The sequence below is a fragment of the Candidatus Thiosymbion oneisti genome (genome assembly GCF_004359955.1).
Classification (GTDB): domain Bacteria; phylum Pseudomonadota; class Gammaproteobacteria; order Chromatiales; family Chromatiaceae; genus Thiosymbion; species Thiosymbion oneisti.
This window is the reverse complement of sequence record NZ_SMSC01000006.1, coordinates 53,669-78,713: the sequence shown is the minus strand read 5'-3', so window position 1 is coordinate 78,713 and position 25,045 is coordinate 53,669. Positions and strand designations below refer to the sequence as shown.

At 60.0% G+C, this 25,045-nt stretch carries 26 protein-coding genes and 1 pseudogene; 11 read left to right on the top strand and 16 right to left on the bottom strand.

Annotation, left to right across the window (positions count from 1 at the left end; translation table 11 throughout):
- Window positions 1-87 precede the first annotated feature (87 nt).
- The 7 genes from E1958_RS20120 to gatC form a co-directional block, all read right to left on the bottom strand.
- The gene (locus E1958_RS20120) at window positions 88-243 is read right to left on the bottom strand and encodes a hypothetical protein (protein WP_165741719.1); all 156 of its coding nucleotides are present in this window, start codon (window positions 241-243) and stop codon (window positions 88-90) included.
- 124 nt (window positions 244-367) lie between these two features.
- On the bottom strand, window positions 368-1,375 hold the full coding sequence (locus E1958_RS04790; protein ID WP_133510847.1) for a hypothetical protein: 1,008 nt from the start codon (window positions 1,373-1,375) through the stop codon (window positions 368-370).
- 191 nt (window positions 1,376-1,566) lie between these two features.
- Window positions 1,567-2,652 (bottom strand): glycine oxidase ThiO, encoded by a 1,086-nt coding sequence (thiO, locus tag E1958_RS04785; protein WP_133510846.1) that lies wholly within the window; start codon window positions 2,650-2,652, stop codon window positions 1,567-1,569.
- A gap of 559 nt (window positions 2,653-3,211) precedes the next feature.
- The gene (gene ispH / locus E1958_RS04780; RefSeq protein ID WP_089727237.1) at window positions 3,212-4,159 is read right to left on the bottom strand and encodes a 4-hydroxy-3-methylbut-2-enyl diphosphate reductase; all 948 of its coding nucleotides are present in this window, start codon (window positions 4,157-4,159) and stop codon (window positions 3,212-3,214) included.
- A gap of 8 nt (window positions 4,160-4,167) precedes the next feature.
- Window positions 4,168-4,716: a cob(I)yrinic acid a,c-diamide adenosyltransferase gene (locus E1958_RS04775; RefSeq protein WP_133510845.1), complete on the bottom strand. Its 549-nt coding sequence runs from the start codon at window positions 4,714-4,716 to the stop codon at window positions 4,168-4,170.
- A 124-nt stretch (window positions 4,717-4,840) separates the two neighbouring features.
- The gene (locus E1958_RS04770; protein ID WP_133510844.1) at window positions 4,841-5,653 is read right to left on the bottom strand and encodes a hypothetical protein; all 813 of its coding nucleotides are present in this window, start codon (window positions 5,651-5,653) and stop codon (window positions 4,841-4,843) included.
- Window positions 5,654-6,538: 885 nt separating this feature from the next.
- Window positions 6,539-6,826, bottom strand: coding sequence for an Asp-tRNA(Asn)/Glu-tRNA(Gln) amidotransferase subunit GatC (gene gatC, locus E1958_RS04765; protein WP_133510843.1), 288 nt, complete (start codon window positions 6,824-6,826; stop codon window positions 6,539-6,541).
- Window positions 6,827-6,910: 84 nt separating this feature from the next.
- On the opposite strand from gatC, the gene E1958_RS04760 reads away from it, so the two are divergent.
- The 11 genes and pseudogenes from E1958_RS04760 to E1958_RS04715 all read left to right on the top strand — a co-directional run bounded on the left by E1958_RS04760 (window position 6,911) and on the right by E1958_RS04715 (window position 17,687).
- Window positions 6,911-7,240: a hypothetical protein gene (locus E1958_RS04760; protein ID WP_133510842.1), complete on the top strand. Its 330-nt coding sequence runs from the start codon at window positions 6,911-6,913 to the stop codon at window positions 7,238-7,240.
- Between the two features lie 225 nt (window positions 7,241-7,465).
- The gene (locus E1958_RS04755; RefSeq protein WP_089727643.1) at window positions 7,466-8,512 is read left to right on the top strand and encodes a rod shape-determining protein; all 1,047 of its coding nucleotides are present in this window, start codon (window positions 7,466-7,468) and stop codon (window positions 8,510-8,512) included.
- A gap of 49 nt (window positions 8,513-8,561) precedes the next feature.
- The gene (gene mreC, locus E1958_RS04750) at window positions 8,562-9,470 is read left to right on the top strand and encodes a rod shape-determining protein MreC (RefSeq protein ID WP_207787671.1); all 909 of its coding nucleotides are present in this window, start codon (window positions 8,562-8,564) and stop codon (window positions 9,468-9,470) included.
- On the top strand, window positions 9,467-9,955 hold the full coding sequence (gene mreD, locus E1958_RS04745; protein WP_133510840.1) for a rod shape-determining protein MreD: 489 nt from the start codon (window positions 9,467-9,469) through the stop codon (window positions 9,953-9,955). The genes mreC and mreD overlap by 4 nt, the downstream gene beginning before the upstream one ends.
- Window positions 9,956-9,973: 18 nt before the next feature.
- Window positions 9,974-11,839, top strand: a complete 1,866-nt coding sequence (mrdA, locus tag E1958_RS04740) for a penicillin-binding protein 2 (protein WP_133510839.1) — start codon at window positions 9,974-9,976, stop codon at window positions 11,837-11,839.
- A complete protein-coding gene (gene rodA / locus E1958_RS04735; RefSeq protein WP_089727651.1) occupies window positions 11,829-12,965 on the top strand; it encodes a rod shape-determining protein RodA in 1,137 nt (378 codons plus the stop codon). The genes mrdA and rodA overlap by 11 nt, the downstream gene beginning before the upstream one ends.
- Before the next feature lie 98 nt (window positions 12,966-13,063).
- Entirely contained in the window at window positions 13,064-14,080 is a 1,017-nt protein-coding gene (gene mltB, locus E1958_RS04730; RefSeq protein ID WP_133510838.1) for a lytic murein transglycosylase B, read from the top strand.
- A 103-nt stretch (window positions 14,081-14,183) separates the two neighbouring features.
- Window positions 14,184-14,861 (top strand): annotated as a pseudogene (locus E1958_RS21165) (septal ring lytic transglycosylase RlpA family protein); the annotation flags it as partial.
- A 141-nt stretch (window positions 14,862-15,002) separates the two neighbouring features.
- Window positions 15,003-15,413, top strand: a complete 411-nt coding sequence (locus tag E1958_RS21160; protein ID WP_424945068.1) for an SPOR domain-containing protein — start codon at window positions 15,003-15,005, stop codon at window positions 15,411-15,413.
- 3 nt (window positions 15,414-15,416) lie between these two features.
- The gene (locus tag E1958_RS04720) at window positions 15,417-16,598 is read left to right on the top strand and encodes a D-alanyl-D-alanine carboxypeptidase family protein (protein WP_207787669.1); all 1,182 of its coding nucleotides are present in this window, start codon (window positions 15,417-15,419) and stop codon (window positions 16,596-16,598) included.
- A gap of 225 nt (window positions 16,599-16,823) precedes the next feature.
- Window positions 16,824-17,687 carry an aminotransferase class IV gene (locus E1958_RS04715; RefSeq protein WP_133510836.1) on the top strand — a complete coding sequence of 288 codons (864 nt, stop codon included), beginning with the start codon at window positions 16,824-16,826 and terminating at the stop codon, window positions 17,685-17,687.
- 206 nt (window positions 17,688-17,893) lie between these two features.
- Here the strand turns inward: E1958_RS04715 and E1958_RS04710 are convergent, their stop codons facing one another.
- The 9 genes from E1958_RS04710 to E1958_RS04670 all read right to left on the bottom strand — a co-directional run bounded on the left by E1958_RS04710 (window position 17,894) and on the right by E1958_RS04670 (window position 25,040).
- Window positions 17,894-18,985 (bottom strand): cupin-like domain-containing protein, encoded by a 1,092-nt coding sequence (locus tag E1958_RS04710; RefSeq protein WP_165741723.1) that lies wholly within the window; start codon window positions 18,983-18,985, stop codon window positions 17,894-17,896.
- A 7-nt stretch (window positions 18,986-18,992) separates the two neighbouring features.
- Entirely contained in the window at window positions 18,993-20,522 is a 1,530-nt protein-coding gene (zwf, locus tag E1958_RS04705) for a glucose-6-phosphate dehydrogenase (RefSeq protein ID WP_133510909.1), read from the bottom strand.
- A gap of 194 nt (window positions 20,523-20,716) precedes the next feature.
- On the bottom strand, window positions 20,717-21,730 hold the full coding sequence (gene gnd / locus E1958_RS04700) for a phosphogluconate dehydrogenase (NAD(+)-dependent, decarboxylating) (protein ID WP_133510834.1): 1,014 nt from the start codon (window positions 21,728-21,730) through the stop codon (window positions 20,717-20,719).
- Window positions 21,731-21,815: 85 nt separating this feature from the next.
- Window positions 21,816-22,100 (bottom strand): type II toxin-antitoxin system RelE/ParE family toxin, encoded by a 285-nt coding sequence (locus E1958_RS21880; RefSeq protein WP_424945067.1) that lies wholly within the window; start codon window positions 22,098-22,100, stop codon window positions 21,816-21,818.
- The gene (locus E1958_RS04690) at window positions 22,097-22,384 is read right to left on the bottom strand and encodes a type II toxin-antitoxin system ParD family antitoxin (RefSeq protein WP_133510833.1); all 288 of its coding nucleotides are present in this window, start codon (window positions 22,382-22,384) and stop codon (window positions 22,097-22,099) included. The genes E1958_RS21880 and E1958_RS04690 overlap by 4 nt, the downstream gene beginning before the upstream one ends.
- 283 nt (window positions 22,385-22,667) lie before the next feature.
- On the bottom strand, window positions 22,668-23,420 hold the full coding sequence (locus E1958_RS04685) for a hypothetical protein (RefSeq protein WP_133510832.1): 753 nt from the start codon (window positions 23,418-23,420) through the stop codon (window positions 22,668-22,670).
- Between the two features lie 33 nt (window positions 23,421-23,453).
- Complete coding sequence (locus E1958_RS04680; protein WP_089727666.1) at window positions 23,454-24,095, bottom strand: MBL fold metallo-hydrolase; 642 nt, start codon at window positions 24,093-24,095, stop codon at window positions 23,454-23,456.
- Between the two features lie 71 nt (window positions 24,096-24,166).
- Window positions 24,167-24,406 (bottom strand): HP1242/YdcH family protein, encoded by a 240-nt coding sequence (locus E1958_RS04675; protein WP_089727668.1) that lies wholly within the window; start codon window positions 24,404-24,406, stop codon window positions 24,167-24,169.
- A gap of 106 nt (window positions 24,407-24,512) precedes the next feature.
- A complete protein-coding gene (locus tag E1958_RS04670) occupies window positions 24,513-25,040 on the bottom strand; it encodes an OmpH/Skp family outer membrane protein (RefSeq protein ID WP_133510831.1) in 528 nt (175 codons plus the stop codon).
- Window positions 25,041-25,045: the final 5 nt, after the last annotated feature.

Below are 25,045 nucleotides of genomic sequence, written 5' to 3'. Positions count from 1 at the left end.
ACATCTCGCTGCCGCTGTGATGGGGACTCCAGCGAGGAGCCGGGGCCAAATGGGCCCTCTCCATTCCGACGCGATCTATTTTCGGTTTTATGAAACAGAAAGAGACCAGTCTGTATACAGGATTACGATCAGCACGCCGATTGCAGTGCCGTACAGTGTTATCAACACATAGGGCACGAAGATCAGGTCGAGCAGCAGCACAACGCCGGCGAGGAACAGGACCATCTGCGCTTGGGCAATCACATGGCCCTTGTGGGCACCGAGACGTCTGAGCCAATAGCCGCATGCTCACACCAGAAGACCCTAGGCTAGCGAGAGGCCAAGGAACATACCGACCGCACCCCAAGCACCCCAGACCCAGGCCCAATCAAAAAGGCCCGTCATCGCTACCAGCTCCGAAGGGGTCATCCTGGACACCCGAGGTCGAGATCATGATGCCGCCGAGCTTGTGTCCGCTGTCGTCCTTGAGGTCGAACGGCTCGTCGAGGCCGATCTCGATACTTGGCTTCTCGGCACTGTCGTAAATCAGGGTAGCCTCGTCCGCGGAGACGCGGAACCTCTTGCGACCGAGATAGGTAATGGATGCGGCCTGTTTGACCTCGAGCCCCTCTGCGGGCACTGCTCCGCCGGCCAGATCACCGTTGGCGATAGCGATCTTTTGGTGCTTGCGTAGGGTCTGCTTCTCGCTCAGCTCCTTGGAACCTGCGACGAGCATGACCCGGATCTCCGGGACCTGGCGTTTCCTGATCCCGCGAATGCGAATGAAAGCGAACAAGATTAGTATGATTTGTATGAGCAGCACTAAATACACTAACCGGAACCACCAAGGACGCGAGTATTCATCATCGACGTCGAATTGCCGCGATCTGTAACGTATTTCTTTTATGCCGGATATCCTTCCTCCGATCTTATCAACTTCTATTTTTTCATTTTGTTCAGGGATTGCTCCGATTTCTATAATGTAACTATCAGTTGGGTTCAGTAATTCTTTTTCCAACTCGATTGAGTTATTAACAATTTGCGTGTCTACATCAAGACCTGAAGGATCGGCATTCTTTATCTCGGCACTTATAATTTTCTTTATGCCCTTTAAGGTTATTAATATTGGCTCCGCATAATCTTTTGGTTCGATTGGTACTGAACCTCTATTATGGACACGGAGACCAAGTATCACGAAATTATCAATCGGTTCTCCATCATAGCTTATCTGTAGTTTTTTCGGTATGTCTTTAGTTCTAAGCAATTCAGACTCATATTGTTCTTCCACATCTAAAGATTTCTTTGTTTTTTCCTGCTGATCGGAATAGATATACAAAGCAACCACAACCGAGGCTACCGCAGCTAGTGTACCGATTATTGTCCAAACATGTTTCATTCTTTCCCCTCCTAACAAATGATTCTCTGCTTTTTGGACTGGTTTATCCCCGCGTATGTAGAAAACACGCTGGCAACTGGTAGCTGGGATCTCTATTTACTCTGCGTTCTCCGTGTTTCTGCGGTTCAGTCATTGGCTATCAAGCCCCTTAAGAAAATAGAGCAAACCAGGTTACTTGTGACAAAGTGGAATCAACGCTCGGCATCGAGGGCATAGGGTGACGGGTCGAGGCTGGGGTCACGTCCGAGCAGCAGGTCGGCCACCAAACGCGCGGAGGCCGGACCGGTAACCAGGCCATTGCGGTAATGGCCGGCGTTGCAGTAGAGGCCCCGGATACCCGGATAGGCCCCGATGTAGGGGATGCCTTGGGGGGAGCCGGGACGCAACCCCGCCCAGTGGTTCTCAATGGGTGCATGTCTGAGTGACGGGAAGAGCCCCACCGCGGCTTGGTAGAGGTCTGCCTTGGCCTCGGCGGTGGTCGCCTTTACGAATCCCTCATGTTCCAGGGTGCTGCCGATGAGGATGCGGCCGTCCCGGCGCGGGATCAGGTAGCGGTCGCGGAAGAGCACCATGTGATCGATCTGCCCCGGTTCGGCGTTCAACAGGATCATCTGTCCCCGCACCGGTTCGATGTCGAGCCTCTTGCCGAGTCGCCCGAGCAGCTGCGCGGTCCAGGCACCGGAACAGACCAGGACCCGGTCCGCGGCGATGGTACTCTTGCGGGTGCGGGCACCGATGGCGCGGCCGGAGTCCAGCAGGAGCTCGACCACTTCCTCTCGCTCGCGGATACGCACCTGCCCTTCGATCGAGCGGCGCAGGGCCTTGACAAACCGCGGATTCCGGATCTGGGCGATCGCCGGCAGCCAGAGGGCGGTCGAGGGGGTAAACCCGAGTCCGGGCGCTGTCTCGCACAGGACACCGGGCGTCAATGGTTCGATCCGCACCTGGTATTCCCGCCCCCATGCCAGGGCCTGGTCCTGATCCTGTGGCTCCAGGATCAAAAGACCGCTGCGAACGAACTCGGAATCGATGCCGGTTTCTTCCCGCAGTGTGGCGCACAACTGCGGATAGTGCCCTTGGCTCCGGAGCGATAAGGCGGTCACCGAGTCGGCATAACGCCAGGGGTAAAGCGGCGACATGATGCCACCGCCGGCCCAGGAGGCCTCGCGCCCGGTCGCTCCCATCTCCACGAGCGTGACCTCGGCACCGGATCGGACCAGTTCCCGGGCAGTGAGCAGGCCGATCGCGCCGCCGCCGATGACGAGGATATCGCTCATAGGCTTTCGAAACCTCGGGGCCACGCAATCATTGTGGACGATCAGGCACTAGTACATAGTTTCATGTGATATTGCAAATTCATAGCATTGAGCGTGAGGAAGTTCGCATTGAGCTCAAGCGACTCTACCTGCAATATCAAGCGAAATGAGGTACTAGGTGGCGTTCTCAATCAAGATAACACTATGATTTTGCTCGTTCCCACGCTCCAGCGTGGTAACGCCGTCTTGTCCGCTCCAGCGGACTTTGCTCCTCTGTACTTAATCGGCATTTACGCTCGCCTATCTGGCCGCTTATCGACGCTGGAACGTCCGGATTTGCTCCCACGCTGGAGCGTGGGAGCCAACAATTTGCGTTTATTGGCGTTCATTTGCGGCAAAAAAATGGGGGTAGTGGTAAAATTATAAGTGAAAAAGTAGCGCGATTCATCTTTTTGATCCCCTCTCCCCTAACCCCTCTCCCGGCGGGAGAGGGGACATAGTAGCCAGTACCGTTGGTCATGTTATCACTTATACATTAGCCACTACCAAAATGGGTAGTAGCACGGTAAATGAACGCGAATCAACGCAAACTCGTAGCCGCGAGCTCCTTGGGTAATGCAAAGACGACCTGCTCGCGGATTCCGGGTTGCTCCTCCACCCGGCTCGCACCGTACTCACGTAGCTGACTGATGACCCGTTCCACCAGGACTTCGGGGGCGGACGCCCCCGCGGTAAGGCCAACCCGCGGGCCCTGCGTCAGCCAGGCGCGCCGAATATCCTCGGGGCCGTCGATCAGGTGGGCAGTCACCCCGCGCTTCTCGGCGATCTCTCGCAGTCGGTTGGAGTTGGAGCTGTTGGTAGAGCCGACCACCAGTACCAGATCGCACCGGCGCGCCAAGTCTTTGATTGCATCCTGGCGGTTCTGGGTCGCGTAGCAGATATCACTCTTCTTCGGGCCCTGGATAGCAGGGAAACGCGCCTCGAGGGCAGCGACGATGGCGGTAGTATCCTCTATGGACAAGGTAGTCTGGGTGACATAGGCAAGCCGGGACGGATCCTGCACCTTAAGCCCGGCCACGTCGGCAACCCCCTCTACTAGATGGATGCGACCGCTGCCGGTGGCATCGCACTGGCCCATAGTCCCTTCCACTTCCGGGTGGCCACGATGGCCGATGAGGACGACCTCGAGGCCATTCCGACAGTGACGCACCACTTCCAGATGGACCTTAGTGACCAATGGGCAGGTGGCGTCGAAGACTTGCAGCTCCCGTTGCTTGGCCTCCTCACGTACCTTCCGGGAAACGCCGTGGGCACTGAAGATGACGGGGGCGCCGGCCGGAACCTGGTCGAGTTCGTCGACGAAGACGGCGCCGCGGCGCTTCAGGCCCTCGACGACGAAGCGGTTATGTACTACCTCGTGACGCACATAGATGGGAGGTTCATAGAGTTCCAGGACCCGCTCGACGATTGCGATGGCCCGGTCGACACCGGCACAGAAGCCACGCGGATTTGCGAGTAGGATATCCATGGGTGGTTTCATACGGGTGTGACCGGTTGCCAGAAGACCTCGCTGCCGCCGTCCCGCCTGGCCAACACCCGGGCGAGGACGAAGAGTAGGTCGGATAGCCGGTTGATGTAGCGCAGGGTGTGCGGGTTCAGATGCGCTTGACGGTCCAGGGTTACCAGGCGGCGCTCGGTACGCCGGCACAGGGCCCGCGCCAGGTGGCAGAAGGTGGCTGCGTTCCCCCCACCCGGCAGAATAAACTCCCGCAACGATGGAAGCTCGGCGTTGTAACCATCGAGGGCCGTTTCCAGATAGGCCACGTCTTCGGGCTTGGTGCGCTCCGCCCCGGGTGTGGCAAGCTCCGCCCCCAGCTCGAAGAGCCGGTTTTGGACGTGCGCCAGCTGGGGCGGTGGGTCCGGTTCCGCCTGGACCATGATCAGCCCGATGATGCTGTTCAGCTCGTCCAGACACCCCAGTACCTCGATACGCGGGTGGTCTTTCGGTACCCGACTGCCGTCGGCCAGCCCGGTGCTGCCATCGTCACCGGTTCGCGTATAGATTTTGGTCAAACGATTGCCCATGCTGCCTCACGCAGAAGGTACACCCGGCCACAGTTCCGGACCGGCGGCCCGGATTGATCCTTGGATAAGGATAAAGGCACCCCCCGTCCGGGAGGTACCTTGAGTGGTCCGTTTGCGGCCGGACCTAGTTTTGAGGAGTCGCGGCCGCCGGAGCAGGGGCGACAGGAGTGGTCTCAGGAGCAGGTACCGGAGTGGCTGGAACAGCCGGGGGAACCGGTGCCTGGTCGGTTGCTGTAGCAGGTGTCGGGGTTGCCTCAGGCGCGGGAGCGGTCCCGCTAACCTGGGCGGGGACCTTTACTGCCGGAGCAGTTTGCGACATGGAGGCGGGTATCTCAGGGGTCGTGGTCATCCTGGTGTAAGGGGACCTGAACGGAGGACGGCTGTAGCGATGCGGGCGGGTAAGGCGGTTGGCCTCGATCTTCCTGCGGCGCTCGGCTATTTCCTTGGTCGTCCTGTCGCGACGGGCCTTGGACTCTTCCACCATCTTGGAGCGATAAGCCTCCAATTCCGCATACCGGTCCCGCATAAAACCCGGGATCGGCGGTTGCGGCATATCCATCGAGAAGGGCTCGGGTATTGCGGGCATGCTTGGCGGTTTGGGCATTGCAGGCATGGTTGGATATTCGGGCATCGCCATGTCGTCCCAAGGATTGGCAGTACCCCAAGGATCCCCACCGGGAAAGCCCATGGTCGTGGGATCGACGCCCTGCATCTGCATGCGTTTCGCCATCTCGGCCTGCCGAGCCGCCATTTGCTCGGCCAGCCGGCGCTGGGCGGCCATCATTTGCTCTCTGGCCTTTGTCTGCTGCTGCGCCATGGCCTGCTGCTGCTCTTGGGTCATCCCGCAAGGGGTACAGGGCCCCCCCCACCAGGCGCCGGCGGATAGGGATGTGACAGCAAGTGCGATGGCTGAGGCGAGGGTTGCGATCTTCTTCATTTTGAACCTACCTTGAACGCGACGGGTTAAACCGATAACGGGAAGCATCTTGTCTTTCCTATGACGATACTGGGGTATAAGTATATAAGGAAATTCTGATTTTTCAATTGAAAATGGCTAATGACGTGTCAATATCTATAGATGAAGGCAAAGGACACTACCTGTCAGCGTCGTGTCGCATTACACCGCGCTCCCTGTCTGCGTGTGACGCACGGGCAAGAACGCCGTACTCCCTCAGGCGTTTTCGCGCGCGGTTTAACGCAACCTACACGCAAAGGGTAATGTGGGTGTAGGTTGCGTTAAGACGCCGGCACTGACTTGGCAGACGATCAGCAAACCTTTGGGCGTCGAACGCAACACGTCAAACCCTGTCCCGACGCAGGAGAGATCTTTTCCCTCCAGACAACGCCAAATCATTCAGGATCGCTAGTTAATCGAAAAGAAATTGGCTCTTTATAGATTCCAGACTGTTCCATCCTCCATCCCCGGCACGACCGTCGAGTGTGGTGAGCACCGGTCTGCGTGCAGGGATGCACAGGCAGGCGGCGAACCGGAGCGGTCCAGCGGAAACTTTGGAGTGCGGCGGCGACGTTATCCCGGCATTGGTAGAAACCCAAGGTACCTGGTGTAACCGGGGGGGCCGGCAGGTACACTGCAAACCTGCCGCCGCTTTGGATCTGGCGACGCCTCTATCTCCGGCCAGGCGTTGCGGCCAGGGGAAAGCGCCGTCGCCGCGGTGCGCGTAGAACCTGCTGCCCAGGTTCTTGGCAAGCGCCGCTGGTATCCCCCGTCGCTGAGGTTCGATGCGGCCGCGCCGCTTTGCCGGCGCACTCCAAAGCAGTCCGGAATCCATGAAGAGCCGAAATTTATATGCGCTCGCTCTGGCTACTCGATTACCTTCGGGACCAGGTACAGGCCCTCTTTGATCGCTGGTGCGATGCGCTGAAACAGATCCCGCTGGTCGGGCTCGGTGGGTTCATCCGGTCGTAGCCGTTGCACCATGTCCAGGGGGTGGGCCAGGGGCGTGACCCGGTCGGTATTCACCCCGTTCATCTGCTCCACGAGATCCAGGATCTTAGACAAATCAACGGCGTAGCCTTCCTTTTCCGGATCGGAAACAGCGAGCCGTGCAAGCTGGGCGATCTTCTCGACATCGGTACGATCAAGCGACATTGGAACCCTCCGAAGGTGATGCATACCCGCGGCGCAGCGGAACCCCGCCGGCCATGCGGGACGGACAAAGGATATAAGGTGGTCTTGAAAAATAACACATCGGGGTGGTGTTCTAATTTTGTTGCCGCTGAGTATAGGGAACTTGAAAACTCCTTGTCATGGGGTTTTCAAGGCACCCATAAAGGTTTTCAAGGCACCCATAAACCAGAAACAACAAGGTTAGAACACCATCCACATCGGATGCGTAACGCCCATGCATGGTCGGAAACCCGACCTTGCCCATCCGGTGTTGTATTGCTAAATTACTTAGGTTTGAAAGCCTGGTCGTTACGGCTTGCCGTTCGGAATGGCGAAGTCGAAACCCTACCTTCGGCTTCGCCTGTTGAAAAATCCCAGGGAGGGATTTTTCTCTAGTACCTAGTTTCGATTGATACTGCTGGCTTTGACGCTGGAGCGCGAGAGTCAACCAGAGGTTGTGAATTTGCAATATCGGTCGAAACTAGGTACTAGAGTCTTCCGATAAAAATGGATCGGGGTTGTGTCCCCGTGTTATGTAATCCGATCGGCTTAGCGGTTTGGCCGTCGGACCTTTGGGAAGTCCAACGCAATTCCCGTTTTTTCTCCCAAGGTGACTGCCTGATGTTTCTCCGACGCATTCGAGGGATATTTTCCAACGATCTATCGATCGATTTGGGAACCGCCAACACGCTTATTTATACCCGTGGCCAGGGGATCGTGCTCAACGAGCCGTCGGTGGTGGCGATCCGCCAGGGGCCAGGAGGGTCCAAGTCGGTTGCGGCGGTCGGCAACGAGGCCAAGCAGATGCTGGGGCGCACCCCCCAGAACATCACCGCCATCAGGCCCTTGAAGGATGGTGTCATCGCCGACTTTACGGTCACGGAGAAGATGCTGCAATTCTTCATCCACAAGGTCCATGAGAGCCGAATCATCCGGCCCAGCCCGCGGGTGCTTATCTGCGTCCCCTGCGGCTCCACCCAGGTGGAGCGCCGGGCCATCAAGGAGTCCGCTGCCGGTGCCGGTGCCCGCGAGGTCTTTCTGATCGAGGAGCCGATGGCTGCAGCCATCGGTGCGGGCCTGCCCGTAGATGAAGCGCGTGGCTCCATGGTGCTGGACGTCGGGGGCGGCACCTCGGAGGTGGCGATCACTTCACTCAACGGTATCGTCTATTCGAATTCGGTGCGCATCGGCGGCGACCGCTTCGACGATGCCATCACCGCCTATGTGCGTCGCAACTACGGCGCCCTGATCGGTGAGGTCACCGCCGAGCATATCAAGTATGAGATCGGCTCCGCATACCCCGGCGGTGAGATGCGGGAAATCGAGGTCATGGGCCGCAATCTGGCCGAGGGTGTCCCCCGCAGCTTCACCTTGAACAGCAACGAGATCCTGGAGGCCTTGCAGGAACCCTTGTCAGGCATCATCGAGGCGGTAAAAACGGCCTTGGAGCAGATCCCTCCGGAGCTGGGTGCCGACGTCGCCGAGCGGGGCATCGTCGTTACCGGCGGCGGTGCTTTGCTCGCCGACATCGACCGCCTGCTGGAGGAAGAGACGGGGCTCCCGGTGCTGATCGCCGATGACCCTCTGACCTGCGTCGCCCGCGGCGGGGGGCATGCCCTGGAGACGACCAATGAGCGCAGCCTGGACCTGTTGGCTATGACGGAGTAGGTGACCAAGTGTCGACTCGGTACCCGGTCGGCCCGGATTTTCCTCGGCCCTGACCGCTCCTCGCTGGGAGCCGACCATCAACCCCCTATTCGTACGTGGCCCCTCGCCCTCCTTCCGCATCCTGCTGGCGACGGTGCTCGCCATCGGGCTGGTCGTGGCGGATCATCGCTACCAGTCTCTCGATCCGCTGCGCTCCACACTTTCAGTTATTGTCTATCCGGTGCATTACTTGACCGGCCTGCCGGGCATCCTGGCCCGGGAAGTACAAGATTACCTCGCCCGGAAAGAAGCGCTACGCCATCGCAACCGATCCCTGTATCGGGACAATCTGGTGCTCAAGGCGCGGCTGCAACGGTTCGAGGCACTGGAGGCGGAGAACATCCGCCTGAGAGCCTTGCTGGGATCCTCGTTGAGGATGGGCGATCGCGTGCTCATCGCCGAGCTCATGGCGGTCGATCTGGATCCCTATCGACAGCAGGTAATGATCGACCGGGGTGCCTCCTCCGGGGTCTTCGTCGGTCAACCCGTTCTCGACGCCAACGCCGTCATGGGACAGGTGACGCGGGTCGACTCCTTCTCCGCTACCGTACTGCTGATTACCGATGCCGGCCACGGACTGCCGGTACAGATCAATCGCAATGGATTACGTACCATCGCCCGGGGCACGGGCTTCATCAACCGTCTGGAGCTGTCCCATTTACCGAAGAACGCCGATGTGCGGGTCGGGGATCTGGTGGTGACATCGGGGTTAGGTGGTCATTTCCCGCCCGGCTATCCGGTGGCGCAGGTCATCCAGGTACGCCAAGAGTCTGGCAAGCCGTTCGCCACCGTCATCGCCGAGCCCACCGCGCGCCTGGACCGCAGCCGCGAGGTCCTGTTGGTCTGGACCCTAGCGCCGGCCTTGCTGGACAGGGCCTTGACAAGAGATACCGGCGAGGAGGTCTGGAAAGCGCCGTGAGCGAGTCCCCACGCAAGGGGTCCGGTGTGATCCTGATCACCCTTGGTACGGCCCTGGTCCTGACCATTCTGCCCCTACCCCAGTGGGCCGACGGGTTCCGCCCCCAGTGGATGGCACTGACGTTGATCTACTGGACCCTGACCCTGCCGACCCGGGTGGGAATATTCTGGGCCTGGGGAGCGGGCCTGATGTTGGACGCCGCTACGGGAACCGCGCTCGGCCAACATGCGCTGAGTCTGTCCGTACCCATTTATCTCATGCTGGAGCTGCATCGACGAATCCGCCTGTTTCCCCCACTCCAGCAAACCCTGTCCGTGTGGGTGCTGTTGCTGGTGGAACGCCTACTTTTCCTGTGGATCCATGGAGCCACCGGTCAACCCACACCGACCCTCGCGTACTGGATACCCCCGTTCGTCGGCATGCTGCTATGGCCTTGGGTATTCATCCTGCTGCGGAACTTGAGTCGGCGTTTCGCCATAACCTGAGACTGCGTATCCGGGACGATGGTGGAGCCGATCCTCAAGGACCCCTCCGCAGAGAGCCGGCTCTTTGCCGAGCGCGCTGTCATGGCGGGCGTTCTGGTGCTGGTGACGATGCTCGTCGTGATCGCAAGGCTGGTGCAGCTGCAGATTGGAAGCCATGCACACCTATCTACCCTGTCCCGCTACAATCATGTCAGACTCGAACCCCTTCCCCCCACCCGGGGATTGATTTACGACGCCAATGGCATCCTGCTGGCGGACAATTACTCCTCCCGCTCTTTGGAACTCACCCCCGAAGAGATCCGGGATCTGGACGCTACCATCGCTGAGCTCGGGGAGCTCATCGACATCGGGGAAGCGGATCTGAAACGTTTTGCGCGCATCCGCAAGTTGCGGCGCCGTTTCGAGGCGGTTCCCATTCGTACCAATCTGACTGAAGAAGAGGTCGCCCGGTTTGCCGTCACAGGTCACCGCTTTCCGGGAGTCGTCGTTCGCGCCCAGCCGTTACGCATCTATCCACTCGGTGAGTACACGGCCCATGTGTTGAGCTATGTCGGCAGGATCAATAAGCAGGAGCTCGAGCGTATCGATGCCTCGAACTACGCCGGGACCAATCACATCGGCAAGGGGGGGGTGGAGAAGGCCCACGAAGCCCTGCTCCACGGCACCGCGGGATACTGCCAGGTGGAAGTGAACGCCCAGGGCCGGGCCCTACGCGTGCTGAAACGGAAGCCACCGGAAGCGGGGCAGCACTTGCAGCTCTACCTGGACTCCCGACTACAGCAGGATGCACACGCCGCCCTGGGTGACCGCCGCGGTGCGGTGGTGGCAATCGATCCGGGCACCGGCGGGGTCCTGGCCCTGGTCAGTCGTCCCAGCTTCGATCCCAATCTCTTCGTGGACGGCATCAGCTCGGTGGACTACAAGACCCTGCGCGACTCGCCCCACAAGCCTCTGTTCAATCGGGCTATCCGCGGCCAGTACCCACCGGGGTCTACGATCAAGCCATTTATCGGCCTCGGGGGACTGGAGACCGATGGGGGTGTGACCGACGCCAAGTGGTGTCCCGGTTATTATCGGCTCCCCGGACACCGCCATAAGTATCGCTGCTGGAATCGCTGGGGGCACGGCACCGTTACCTTGGAGAAGGCGATCGTCCAGTCCTGTGACGTCTACTTTTATAAGCTGGCCCAGGTTATGGGGATCGACCGGCTGCACGGTTTCCTGGCCGGGTTCGGTTTCGGCACGCGCACCGGCATCGACCTTGCCGGCGAGCTCGGAGGTCTGCTGCCGTCCCGGGCGTGGAAGCTGAGCGCGCGCAATCAGCCCTGGTTTATCGGAGAGACACTGCTGGTGGGTATCGGGCAGGGTCCTTTTCTGGCTACACCGCTGCAGCTTGCTGTCGCGACGGCGGCATTGGCGGCCCGCCGCCTTATACGGCCACGTGTCGTCCGTGCCACCGGGGCGCCGGGCTCGGCGGTGGAACGCGAATTCCCGGCCCAGGTCCGGCAGCTTCCCGTCGCGTCCCGCAACCTCGACCGCATGATCAAATCCATGGTGCAGGTCGTGAGGAACAGACGTGGCACGGCCAAAGGCATCCGCACCAAGGCCTACAGCATTGCGGGCAAGACGGGTACCGTTCAGGTCTTCAGTATCAAGCAGAAGGAACGCTATCGCGAATCCGAGGTCGCCGAACATATGCGCGACCATGCCCTGTTTGTGGCCTTCGCGCCCGTGGAGGACCCACGCATCGCCGTGGCGGTTATCGTAGAGAACGGTGGTCACGGGGGCGCGGTGGCGGCACCGGTCGCCCGGCGGGTCATGGATAGCTATCTGCTGCGCATGCCACCCCTCGCGGCGGTAGGGGAAATTGCGGATGGACAATAGCGCCCTTCCTGCGGGCAGCGACGGCATTCCAGGGAAAATTCGCACCCTGCTTCCCGCCCGGGTGCACCTGGACTTGCCTCTGCTGATCGCCTTACTGCTCCTGTGCGGCTATGGACTACTGGTGCTCTTCAGTGCCGTCGACCAGGACCTGGACAAGCTCTACCGACAGCTGACCCGGCTTGGCATCGCCTTCGCGGTTATGATCGTCGTCGCCCAGGTACCACCCTTGAAGCTGCGGCACTGGTCGCTGCCCCTGTTCGGCATCGGACTGGTGCTGTTGGTGGGTGTCCTGGTGATAGGAGAGATGGGTAAGGGTGCCCAGCGCTGGCTGAACCTGGGGGTCGTGCGCTTCCAGCCCTCGGAGGTGCTCAAGATCGCGGTTCCCATGATGCTTGCCTGGTACCTCGCCGAGCGGCCTTTGCCCCCCAGTGGATCACGGATCCTGGGGACGGTGGTGCTGACCACCGTTCCGGTGCTCCTGATCGCCCGGCAGCCGGACCTCGGCACGGCCTTGCTGGTAGCCAGTACCGGCATGATCGTGCTGTTCCTGGCGGGACTGAAGTGGCGCCTGATCGCTGTGCTGGGGATAGGCGCGGCGGCCCTTGTTCCCCTGCTCTGGTATTTCATGCGCCCTTACCAGCAGCGGCGGATACTCAGCTTTCTCAACCCGGAGGGCGACCCCTTCGGCACCGGCTATCACATCATCCAGTCCAAGATCGCCATCGGCTCCGGCGGTGTCCATGGTAAGGGTTGGCTCAAAGGAACCCAGTCCCACCTGGAGTTTCTGCCCGAGCGTTCGACGGACTTCGTCTTTGCGATCCTCGGCGAGGAGTTCGGGCTGATCGGCATCCTGGTAATGCTGGTAATTTACCTGTTCATCATCGTGCGCGGACTCTATATTGCCACCCAGGCCCAGGATACCTACGGGCGCTTGCTCAGCGGCGGACTCACCCTGATATTCTTCGTCTATCTGTTCGTCAACGCCGGCATGGTCACCGGACTCTTACCGGTCGTGGGCATACCCCTCCCCCTGGTGAGCTACGGTGGCACGTCCCTGGTGACCATTATGGCCGGTTTCGGTATCCTGATGTCCATCCATACGCACAGAAAATTGCTTCCTTCCTAGAAGGTTTCGTACTATTCGCCAGGTTGCACTTGAAGCACGGCTCGGATTCTTGACTCCGCTCCGAATTTTGTACGCAGATGTACCTGGGAACTTAAGCGATGCGATTAATTCGTTGGTGGTACGGGATGCTTGCGACCTTGGTGTTCCTGACTGCGGCGGCGCAGGAGCCGGCGAGCTATCGCGCGGGCACCGAAGGTTTCGTTTCCGAAATGGTCCGCCGGCACGGCTTCGACCAGGGCGAGCTCGTGACCCTCATGGGGCAGGCCCGCTATAGCCAGGCGGTGATAGACGCCATCCGCCGTCCTTTCGAGGCCAAGCCCTGGTATAAATACCGGCCGCTCTTCCTCACCGACAGGCGGATCCAAGGCGGTGCCGCCTTCTGGCGTGAGAACCGCGGGTCCCTGGAGCGCGCGCGGGTGGTCTACGGGGTACCGCCGCAGATCATCGCCGCCATTATCGGCGTCGAGACCAACTACGGCGGCAACCTGGGCAGGCACCGGGTAATCGATGCCCTGAGCACCCTGGGCTTTTCCTATCCCAAACGTGCGGACTTCTTCCGCAAGGAGCTCGCAGCGCTGCTACTCCTGTCCCGGGAGGAATCCATCGACGCCTTGGGGCTGAGGGGCTCCTATGCCGGCGCCATGGGTCTACCCCAATTCATCCCCTCGAGCTATCGCGCCTACGCCGTGGACTTCGACGGTGACGGCCAGCGGGACCTATGGGAAAGCAAAGCGGATGTGATCGGAAGCGTAGGCAACTATCTCGAACAACATGGTTGGATGGCCACAGAGCCGGTGGCCTTCCCCACCAGGGTTACGGATGGAGCACCAAGGGGCATCGCGCCGGCGGGAAAAAGGCCCGTAAAGCCCTCAATCAGTCTCGACAGGCTCAAGGCAGCGGGTATAGTAGTCGATGATGGACACCTACCCGGATCGACGCGGGCGACCCTGATCCGCCTCCATGCCCCAGAGCCCGAGTATTGGGTGGGACTTAAGAACTTCTACGTGATTACCCGTTACAACCACAGCAATCTCTATGCCATGGCCGTGTACCAGCTCAGTCGCGAGATCCAGGCGACATATGAAGCGGGGCGTAAACGGCAGGATTTTCACTGAAGACTTATCCGCAAACGAAACAACCCGTGAGAATCTGCGGACAGAAAAGATCATGTGATCTTTTGAGTCCATTGGCGTTCATTCGCGGACAAGAATAATTACCATGTTATCGAAACTTCGAGACTGCCGGAGTGGGAGCAGCGTCGGTCTGCTCTTGCTGCTGGGGCTGTTGGGCGGTTGCTCCGGCACCGGAGACAAGATACCGGATGATCCTCCGGGGTTGGCCGACATTGCGGATGTAGTACCCAAGGTCGAGCCCAAGAGCAAGTATGGTAATCCGAAGTCCTACGTCGTCTTCGGCAAGCGTTATTACACCAAGGCCAGCAGCAAGGGCCACGTAGAGCGGGGATTGGCCTCCTGGTACGGTAAAAAGTTCCACGGCCGCAAGACCAGCAACGGCGAGCGTTACAACATGTACGCCATGACCGCGGCCCACAAGACCCTGCCGCTGCCGACCTATGTGCGGGTGACCAACTTGACGAACGGACGCAGCACGGTGGTCAGGGTCAATGACCGTGGTCCCTTCCACGGCAACCGAATCATCGATCTATCCTATTCGGCTGCCCGCAAGCTGGGAATGGCGGGCAGAGGGATCGCAAGGGTGGAGATCAGGGCCATCGACCCCAGGGACCCGAAATCCGACCGGCGGGATGGTTTCCTCGCTGCCGCGGACGATACGCATGAAGCAAAGATCAGGGCGCGCAAGACCAAGGCACGTAAGAAAGTTGTCGCCCGGAAAACACCGGCAGTGGCGAAGCCGACCCCGCGGGCCGAGAAGACCGCAACCCGAATTGATCCCAGTGACCCGAAATCCGACCGGCAGGATGGTTTCCTCGCTGCTGCGGACGATACCCATGAAGCAAAGATCAGGACACGCAAGACCAAGGCACGCAAAAAGGTTGTTGCCCGAAAGACACCGGCGGTGGCGAAGCCGGCCCCACCAGCCGAGAAGACCCCAACCCGAGTGGTAAAGACGAAGCGCCCCGGCGCACCGACTACGGACACCCCAGACCGGGTAACGGATACCGCAGAACCATCCGCGTCTGAGCCGAAGGTCGCGATATTCACGACCGAGGGGAAACCCAGGCAAAGGCCCCGATCCTCGTTATACCTGCAGGTAGGGGCCTTCGGCAGCCGCGTGAATGCCGAGCACTTGCGCCACCTCTTGGTGAACCATATCGCCGAGCAGGTCCGAATTCGTACACTAGACGATAACGAGACACCTTGGTACAAGGTCCAGGTGGGACCACTCGATTCCCAACAGAGCGCAAGGGATCTATCCCAGCACCTGGCATCTCTGGGGCTGAAGGGATCTCACATTGTTGTGGAGTAGCCGATGAAGCCGCTCTTTCACGTCTCGGCCCTGCTTATTCTCTTCTTCTCCGCCGGTATCCGAGCCGGCGACATGCCCGTACCGGACGCCCCGACCCCGGTCCGGGCACCGGACGAGATGCCCATCCCCGATCCACCGCAGCTGGCTGCCAAGAGCTATTTGCTGGTGGACCATAACAGCGGGAAGGTGCTGGTGGAATCCAATGCGGACGAACGCCTGGAGCCGGCCAGTCTGACCAAGATCATGACCGCCTACGTGGTATTCCGCGAACTGGGCGGGGGCAATCTGTCCCTCCGGGACCAGGTGCTCATCAGCGAGAGGGCGTGGCGTACCGGCGGCTCCAAGACCTTTATCGAGATCGGCAAGCAGGTGTCGGTGGAAGATCTGCTCAAGGGCATGATCATTCAATCCGGGAACGATGCCAGCGTGGCCCTGGCCGAGCACATCGGAGGCACGGAAGAGACCTTCGCGGACCTGATGAATACCCACGCCAGGCGCATCGGGATGAAGAACAGCAACTTCACGAACGCCACCGGGCTGCCCCATGAGGACCACTACACCACCGCCCGCGACATCGCCCTGGTGACCGCGGCGAGTATCCGTGAATTTCCGGAATACTATGCGTGGTATGCCGTAAAGGAGTTCACCTACAACCGCATCAAGCAGCGTAACCGCAACCGTCTCCTGTGGCGGGACGAGTCTGTCGACGGGGTCAAGACCGGATACACCAAGACCGCGGGTTACTGCCTGGTGGCCTCCGCCGAACGCGGCAATATGCGACTCACGTCGGTGGTCATGGGGAGCCAGGGGGAAGCGGTGCGGACCCAGGCGAGCCTGGCGTTGCTCAATTACGGCTTCCGCTTCTACGAGACCCACAAACTCTACGCCGGAGGCCAGCGGATTGAGACCCTGCGCATCTGGATGGGCGAGGTCGAAGACCTACCCGTCGGTCCGGCCGAGGACGTCTCCGTGACCATTCCGCGGCGCACGTATGACAAACTATCCGCCAAGCTGGTAAAGGATCGCGACATCTCCGCGCCCATCGTCAAGGGCGCCGTCGTGGGCCATATCAGCATCGCCCTCGAAGGTAAGGAGGTGCGCCGCGTGCCGCTCGTGGCGTTGCGGGACGTGGCCGAGGGCGGCATCCTGCAGAAGGGCAAGGACGCGGTGTTGAAGTGGTTCTAGGAGCTGTTGACATAACACAGTACCAACCGCTAATAGGACAAGATTAACAGGATTATTTTATTAAATAACAATTATAACATCCTGTTAATCCTGGAAATCCTGTGAATCCTGTACCATTGGGAGACAAGCCCGGAGGTCAGGGTTTGCTCCTTTGCAGTCATTCTCTTAAAACATGGCGTGTAAGATCACAGTCAACACATCCTCCACCTAGGTGTATCCGCAGTGATGTCGACTGAACCTGATACAAGCGAAGTCTATCTCAACGGTGAGTTCATACCCCTTGGGGAAGCCTGCGTTCCGGTTATGGATCGCGGATTCCTGTTCGGTGACGGCGTTTATGAGCTCATCCCCGTCTACGGTGGGCGTCCGTTTCGGTTGTCACAGCACATGGAACGGCTCGACAACAGCCTAGGGTCGGTTCGCATGGAGAACCCCCTGCAACTCGACGCCTGGGAGCGGATCTTCGCGCGCCTGACCGGCTCCATACCGGATATTGACCAGTTGCTCTATCTGCAGGTAACGCGGGGCGTAGACCGGACGCGCAACCACCTGTTTCCGCAAGGTGGCGAACCCACGGTGTTCGTTATGGCCTGGACCGCCGAGCCACGGGACCCGGACATCTCCGGCAAAGGGATCGCCGCCGTGGTCCTGGAAGACAATCGCTGGCACCGTTGCGATATCAAGGCCACTGCGCTCCTAGGTAATGTCCTGCTCCGACAGGCGGCCCAGGATGCCGGTGCCGCCGAGGCGATCTTAGTCCGCGACGGACTGGTGACAGAGGGCTCTTCCACCAACCCCTTCGTCGTACAGGATGGGGAGATTCTGACGCCTCCGGCGAGTAACCGTTTATTACGCGGTATCACCCGGGACTTGGTGTTGGAGCTTGCCCGAGGTGTGGATATGCCGTGTGCGGAACGTCATATCACTCGGGACGAGCTCGAAACGGCGGACGAGCTATGGATCTCAAGCTCCAGCCGGGAGGTGCAACCGGTCACTCTGCTCGACGGCAAACCAGTGGGCGAGGGTGTGCCCGGTGCCCTGTGGCGACGCATAGATGATTTGTTTCAGGACTATAAGGCACACCTTTAGCTACCAGCTACCAGTCGCCGGCTTCCAGCTATTCGTTCCTCACAACCTACGTTCACTTCTTGAACCGCAAAGACGCGGAGGAAGCGATAAAGCTGTCGGGATTCCTCCGTCACCCCGACCAGCTTCCAGCGGTTGATAACTGGCGACTGGTAGCTGGAAGCTGGTAGCAACTAAGGTTGTGTGGCGATGTGGAAAAGATCGGATACCTATAAGGTCTTGCGTCCTACCCTTGAAGGGCCCCAACGCTCAGCCAGCCAGGATACGACCCGGCGCCGCCGACCGGATTCCAAAAAGTACAGATACAGTGCCTTCATCACCACCCAAGTGCCGAGGATGATCGGGCGCTCAAAGGTCACCAGGAGATTGCCCCAGAGGCCCCTTTCGCGCCAGCTGACCCGCCGCCACAGGTCCGCATGGGTAGGGAAGGTATTCGGTGGGCCCTGGGGACCGCGCGCGAACTCGGAATACGCCCGCCAGGAGTTGAATGAACGAGCGCGAACGACGTAGGCCAGGCTCAATTCCTCATACTTAAACCAATGCCACATCCGGCTCGGGATAAAGAGAACCTGACCCGGACGCAACCAGGCCGACCAACCGCTGAGCCCGGCAAGTTCAGGATGGCGTTTCAGGTGTATCGAGTCCAACGGCTGCGAAAGATCGATGTCGCTCAAATAACGCATGGCGTTTCTTGACCGGGGGTCGTCAGCGAACAGCTTGACGCTTTTATTGCCCCAAAAGCAGCAATGAAAGGTATGACTCAAGTCTTCGTCATAGTGTCCCGGCGACAGAGAACCGGCGTTGGCAACATACAGCTGCGGCGGGAAAGGCGGTAACCATGGCCAGAACCGAGCATCCAGTCGGTCCAGGCCGATAAAACGGCCGCCGGGGAGGAGATGTGCAAAGGTCCGGGGCCACACGTCGTCGGTAAAGATCGGATTGCCGGCGACGAAGTCATACACGGGGTGCGCAGGGCTGAAAAATCGGATCGGCTCGCCGTTTTCGATTCTGACCATGAAGTCGGACAGTGTGGTCTGGGTCGCCGGACGCGCAAAATCAGTCCTGCCCTCGGTCTCGTGATGAAAAAACACCCGCGTTCCACCGCACGTCTGCTTCAGATAGTCCTTGTCCCACTTGTGGAAGGCGGGCCATTCGGTGACCAAGTCTTCAATCACGCAGGGGATGCCGGGTTGCAGGTAGCGTTCGCAGAATGCCGCCTTGTCACAGGTTTTCAGGCTAATGACATCCACGATTCGATAGCTGATGTTCCCCTGGTCCCAGCTGGTGTTGCCATCCGTCATGGTCGCATCACTTATTCGGAATCTTGATCCTGCGCCACAGACGGCCGTCGTTCTTGAGTAAAGCGCCGGCAGCCGTGGGTCCCCAAGTCCCGGCGGCATAGTTCGGGAAGTCCCGCGGCGGGAGCGCGGCCCAGACATCCATGACCGATTGCACGATTTCCCAGCCCTTTTCGATCGTGTCGGCGTGCTTATACAGGGTCGCATCGCCGTTCATACAGTCGTAGATCAGGGTCTCGTAGCCGGTCGCCGGCTTGTTGCCGAAGTAGTCCTCGTAGCAGAAATCCATGTTCACGGTGCCGACCCCCATGGTCGGGCCAGGCACCTTGGCGCCGAGGCTCATTTGGATGCCTTCGGCGGGTTGGATGCGTAGTACCAGCATGTTGGGATCGACTTGTTCCACGTCCGTGTTCTTAAAGATAACCGTCGGCGCCTTCTTGAACTGGATCGCGATCTCCGTGCACTGGGCCGCCAGCCGCTTGCCGGTGCGCAGATAAAAGGGCACGCCGGCCCAGCGCCAGTTGTCTATGGTGAGCTTGAGCGCAGCGAAGGTCTCGGTACGGGATTGGAGATCGACCCCCGGGGACGAGCGATAGGCCTTCACCTTCTCACCGCTGGGCATATCGCCCTCGCCATACTGCCCGCGCACGGCGTGCCTGAGCACATCCTCCGGTGACAAGGGCTCGATGGCGTCGAGCACCTTGTTGACCTCGTCGCGCAGAGCACTGGACTCGAATGAGTTCGGCGGCTCCATGGCGATAAACCCGAGCAACACCAGGAGGTGGTTCGGGATCATGTCCCGCAGGGCGCCCGCCTCCTCGTAATAGGCACCCCGGTGCTCGACGCCGACGGACTCGGCTACCGTGAGCTGCACATGGTCGATGTGATGGTGGTTCCACAGCGGCTCGATGAAGCCGTTGGCGAAGCGGAACACCATGATATTCTGCACCGTCTCCTTACCCAGATAGTGATCGATACGGTAGATCTGCCGCTCATTCAGGTTGTCGTGCAGCTCGTGGTTGAGTGCCACCGCGGATTCCAGGTCCCGCCCGAAAGGCTTCTCGATGACGACGCGCCGCCAGTCGTTCGCGGTCTCCTGCAGCAGACCGGTCTCACCCAGACGACCGGTCACGTGGGGGAAGAGGCTGGGGGGGATCGCCATGTAGAACAGGTAATTGCCTTCGGTCTCACGCTGGGTATCGATCTCACTCAGGCGCCCGCGCAGACGTTCGTAATCGGCACCCTCGAGCATGTCGATTTGCATGTAGTGGAGACGCCCGATCAGACGCTCCCAGACCGCCTGGTCGAAGGCGGCGCCGACGTGATCCCGGATATGCTCCCCCATCAGGTCCCGGAAGGCATCGTCGTCCAGGTCCAAGCGGTCCAGCCCGAGTACCGCGAAGCTGTCCGGCAGCAGACAAGCCTTGCAGAGATGGAGCAGGGCCGGGATCAGCTTGCGCTTGGTCAGATCCCCCCCGGCACCAAAGATAACCATGGCGTTCGGCAACGCTGGCGGGGCCTGGGTATAGTTGGACTGCATCAGAGACACCAGACATCTCCTTGGATATCAAGGGGCTGTTGACATTCATCGTCCAGGGTCCGCTTGCGACCCTTTTCCGCACGACTTGAGTCGCGGCTTGGCGAACCGGACCCGTAGGGTGGGCTGTGTCCACCCATACTGCTGAAACTTCTCTCGTTCCCACGCAGCGCGTGGGAACGAGAAAACCAGATCCATCAGTCCTTCTTTTCATGGTGACCGCCGAACTGGTAGCGCATGGCCGCTAGGATCTGATTGGCAAAATCCGCTTCTCCGCGGGAGCCGAAGCGCTCATAGAGGGCAGTCGTCAGGAGAGGGGCCGGCGTGCCGGTCTCGATCGCCGCCATACAGGTCCAGCGACCTTCGCCCGAATCGGACACCCGCCCCCCGAACCGGCTGAGCTCCGGGTCTTGGTTTAAGGCATTGGCGGTGAGATCCAGCAGCCAGGAGGCTACCACACTGCCCCGGCGCCAGACCTCGGCGACCCGGGATATATCGATATCATATTGATAATGCTCCGGATCGCCGAGGGGAGCCGTCTCGGCGTCGATCGCCCGGACATTGCGACCGACGCCGGCATGCCTGAGGAGATTCAGGCCTTCCGCATAGGCGGCCATCAAGGCGTATTCGATCCCATTGTGGACCATCTTCACGAAATGGCCGGCACCGCTTGGACCACAGTGCAGATAGCCCTGCTCCGCTGTGTCATAGTCGCCGCTGCGACCGGCGGTGCGTTCGCTGTCACCGGGCCCGGGCGCCAAGGTTTTGAAGATGGGATCAAGCCGGCGCACGGCGTCCGCATCGCCGCCGATCATCAGGCAGTATCCGCGCTCCAGACCCCAAACCCCACCGCTGGTGCCGCAGTCCAGGAAATACATGCCGGCATCGGTGAGTCGCTTGGCGCGTCGGATGGCCTCCTTATAATGAGAGTTGCCACCGTCGACGATGATGTCGCCTGCCTCCATGCAGGGCAAGAGTGCTGCGACGACCGCGTCCACCGCCGCCGCCGGCACCATGATCCAGACGGCCCGCGGCTTGGCCAGCTTAGCGCAGAGATCGGCCGCGTCTTGGGCCCCGATTGCACCGGCAGCAGCCAACTCCCGGACCGTCTGGGTATCGCGGTCGTAGGCGACGCACGAGTGTCCGTCGCGCATGAGTCGAGTCACCATGTTGGCGCCCATACGCCCGAGACCGATCATTCCGATTTGCATTTGCCTTTCTCCCGTTCACGGATAATCTGGGTGATTGTCGGGCGGAATCGCTCCGAGGTATACAGCCAAAGGCTCTATCCCAGGATTACTCTTCGTCGAACATCAATGCCTGCACATCACGGGCACCGTGCACAACACGCACAATAATCACCTCTGTAGCCGTGAAGCGGTAGTACAGCACGTAGTCGCGGTGAAAGTGCGCCCGCAACCCTTTGGCGAGATGATCTCGGCGCGGACCGATCTCCGGATGGGAGAGCAGGGTCGAGAAACGCGCTTCGATCTGCCGGATAAGCTTTGAGGCGGCGCGGCGGTCGTCCTGCGCGATAAAACACCAGATATCAACCAGATCCTGTTCTGCGCTCTCGGCTATGCCGAGGGTTCGGGATTTTGTAATTGTTGCTCTCCCTTCCTGATGATGCGCTCCGGATCGAAGTCGTGTACCCGGCCTTTCTCGATATCGGACAGCCCTTCCTGAACCTTTGCACGCAGCGCTTTGAGCTCCTGTTCCTGCAAGGCCCGTTTGTGCCGCCAGTCACGCAGAGCCTCGCGGATAATCTCGCTGCTGGAAGCATACTCACCTGCTTGCACGGCAGACCGCACGGCTTGAACCATCTCGGCGGTTAGGGTAATGGTGATACGCTCAATAGTACTCATGAGTATGAATATATCATACTTCACGCAAGGGGCTAGATATACCCGTCGCACGTGAATATTTCGGTAAGCGAGGTGTGCCTCTCGTGCCCGAGAGCAAGACGCGACGAGGAGGAATAGCCAGCCTGATTGCGACGGTGAAGCCGATAGGCTTCACGGGTATACCGGGATGTATGGCCCGTACCGGAAGGCGAAGCAAGGACCGCGTAGCCTTTCGGCGCAACGCCGCTAGCGGGTGCGAGCGGCGTGCATCGCGGCGAAATATTCACGTGTGACGGGTATAACTTTAGTCTCGACCCAGTATCCTGGTGAGTGCATCCTGATCCGTCGGCACAGCGATATCCGTGGCGGTGACGATGGCATCGAGTGCGATCGGGAAGGGGGAGTCGGACCGGGTATCGGGGGCCAGCTCGAAGCAGTCTTCAAAGGCATCCGCGACGCGCAGGACAAAACGGCGTGCCTCGTCAGAATAGGCGGGCCTCGGGGCCACCGATCCGGCGAGTCGGCCGAGTGACCTGCCGACGTTTACGACTCGTCGCAGCTCGCCGAGCAGGGTTTCGAGGCAGTCCCCGCCATCGCCGCGCCGGAGATGGTCCGTCGATTCAAGCCCCTGTTGCAGACGCAGCGATGTGGCAGGGTCGAGATTTGCCAGCTCCTGCACCAGCTTCTCCGCGGTCTCCACAAGGGCAGCCATGGCCGCCGCATCCAGATCGGGGTCATTTTCCTGGTGGTCGGACGTCGCGGGCCGCTGCCCTGGGGTCGTAAGCCAGCCGCAGCTCGCCAGATCGTACTCCAGCGCGGCTACGAACAGACTTCGGCTCTCCTCGTCACCGATACTTCGCTCCTGGAGCCGGGAGAGAATTGCCGCCCGTTGCTCTGAGTCGAACCGATAGGGCTCGATGAAACGCGTGCCGCTCGACCGTCCGGGGGGGACCGGCTCCTCGCCACCCGCGGGAGACGCTCGGGCACCACGAATCACAGCGTCCCGACTGCCGTGCCCGGATGCGGATGGCGATAGGCCCGGACCCGCTTTACTCATCCGCAACCCCGGTCTATCCGGTTACCCTGAATCTCAGACCAGGGGATCGCGGACAAAGGGATTGTTGCGACGCTCGTCACCGAAGCTCGACATGGGGCCATGTCCGGGAATGAACCAGACGTCGTCGCCGAGCGGAAAGAGACACCGACGGATGGAATCCACTAGGTTCTGATGGTTACCGCGCGGCAGATCCGTGCGCCCGATCGAGCCCTGGAACAGCACATCGCCCACCTGCGCCAACCTGGCTGTCTCATTGAAAAAGACGACATGGCCCGGCGAGTGGCCGGGGCAGTGGATCACCCGCAGCTCCAGGGCGCCGATCCGGACCGAGTCACCGTCTTCCAGCCAGCGCCCGGTGGAGACGCCGCGGACTTCCGGGACACCGAACAGCTGGCTCTGGGCCGCAAGGGATTTGAGTAGGAACTCGTCGCCTCGATGAGGACCCTCGATAGGCAGGTCGAGGCGTTCGGCAAGCTCCGCGGCTCCCCCCACGTGGTCCAGATGGCCATGGGTAAGCAGGATCTTGACCGGCTCGACTTCCGCCTCCTGAATCGCGGCCAGCACCCGCGTCGTCTCTCCGCCGGGATCGACGACGGCGGCGTGACCGGTTTCGTCGCACCACAGTAGGGTGCAATTCTGCTGAAACAGGGTGACGGGAATAATCTTGAATCGCAACACGGGCTATCTCGACGCGACCTGCTCGGTGATGAACTTACCTTCCGTATTCCCCGTAAGGCCCGGCTCGCTCAGCTTGTGCGCAGCATTGCATAGAGACGATCTTTCATCAGAAGACGTTCCTTTTTGAGGTCCCCGATCGTCTCGTCGGCCACCGGCGTGCCCAGCTCCTCCAGCTTACGTACCTGAGCATCCAGATTATCGTGATCCTTCATCAGATGCGCAAACTCCTCGTCGGAGTCGCACAGCACGGAGATTCTGTCATCTAGAGTCGGAAATTCGTGACGCAGGTCGTGGGATTCGCCAAGCATGGATTCACATCTCCTCATCTTAATGTGGATGCCGAGGCCTTATGGTAACAAAACCCTAACGATTGGTCCCCTACCTGGATCGGCACCACGCCGGCGGCACTGTCTATTACTTGGGGTCGAGTTTCTTGGCGTTGAGCCGTTTGATGACCTCGGCAGTAAGGTCCAGGCCGTCATCGATGTAGAGAAGGCCGCTCTGGCGACGCTCGAAGACCGCGGAGACCTGCTTATTCTTAGCCACTGCGGCAATGATCGCCGGTGTCGGCTCCAGGATCCGGTTCGCGAGCTTGTTTTCCTCCTGCGCCACTTCCTTTTGGAGCTGTGCCACCTTTTGTTGGAATTTCTTCTTGCGCTCCCGGATCTCGGCGGTCTTTTTGTCGAGCTCCTTCTTACTCATCAGGGCCTTATCCTTGTCGAAGGTCTGCTGCAGCTGCTGGATCGATTGCTGCTCTTTGGCAAGTTCCTGTTGTCTATCCCCGAACTTCTTTTTGAGCGTTTCCTGTGCCTGCCGACCCAACTTGCTCTTATCGATCACCTCCTGCATGTTCACATAGCCGATCTTCCCGGGCTTCGCCGCCTGAACGGGTGTCATGAGCAGGCACAGGAATGGGAGGATGAATAAGATACGTTGTTTCATGGGAA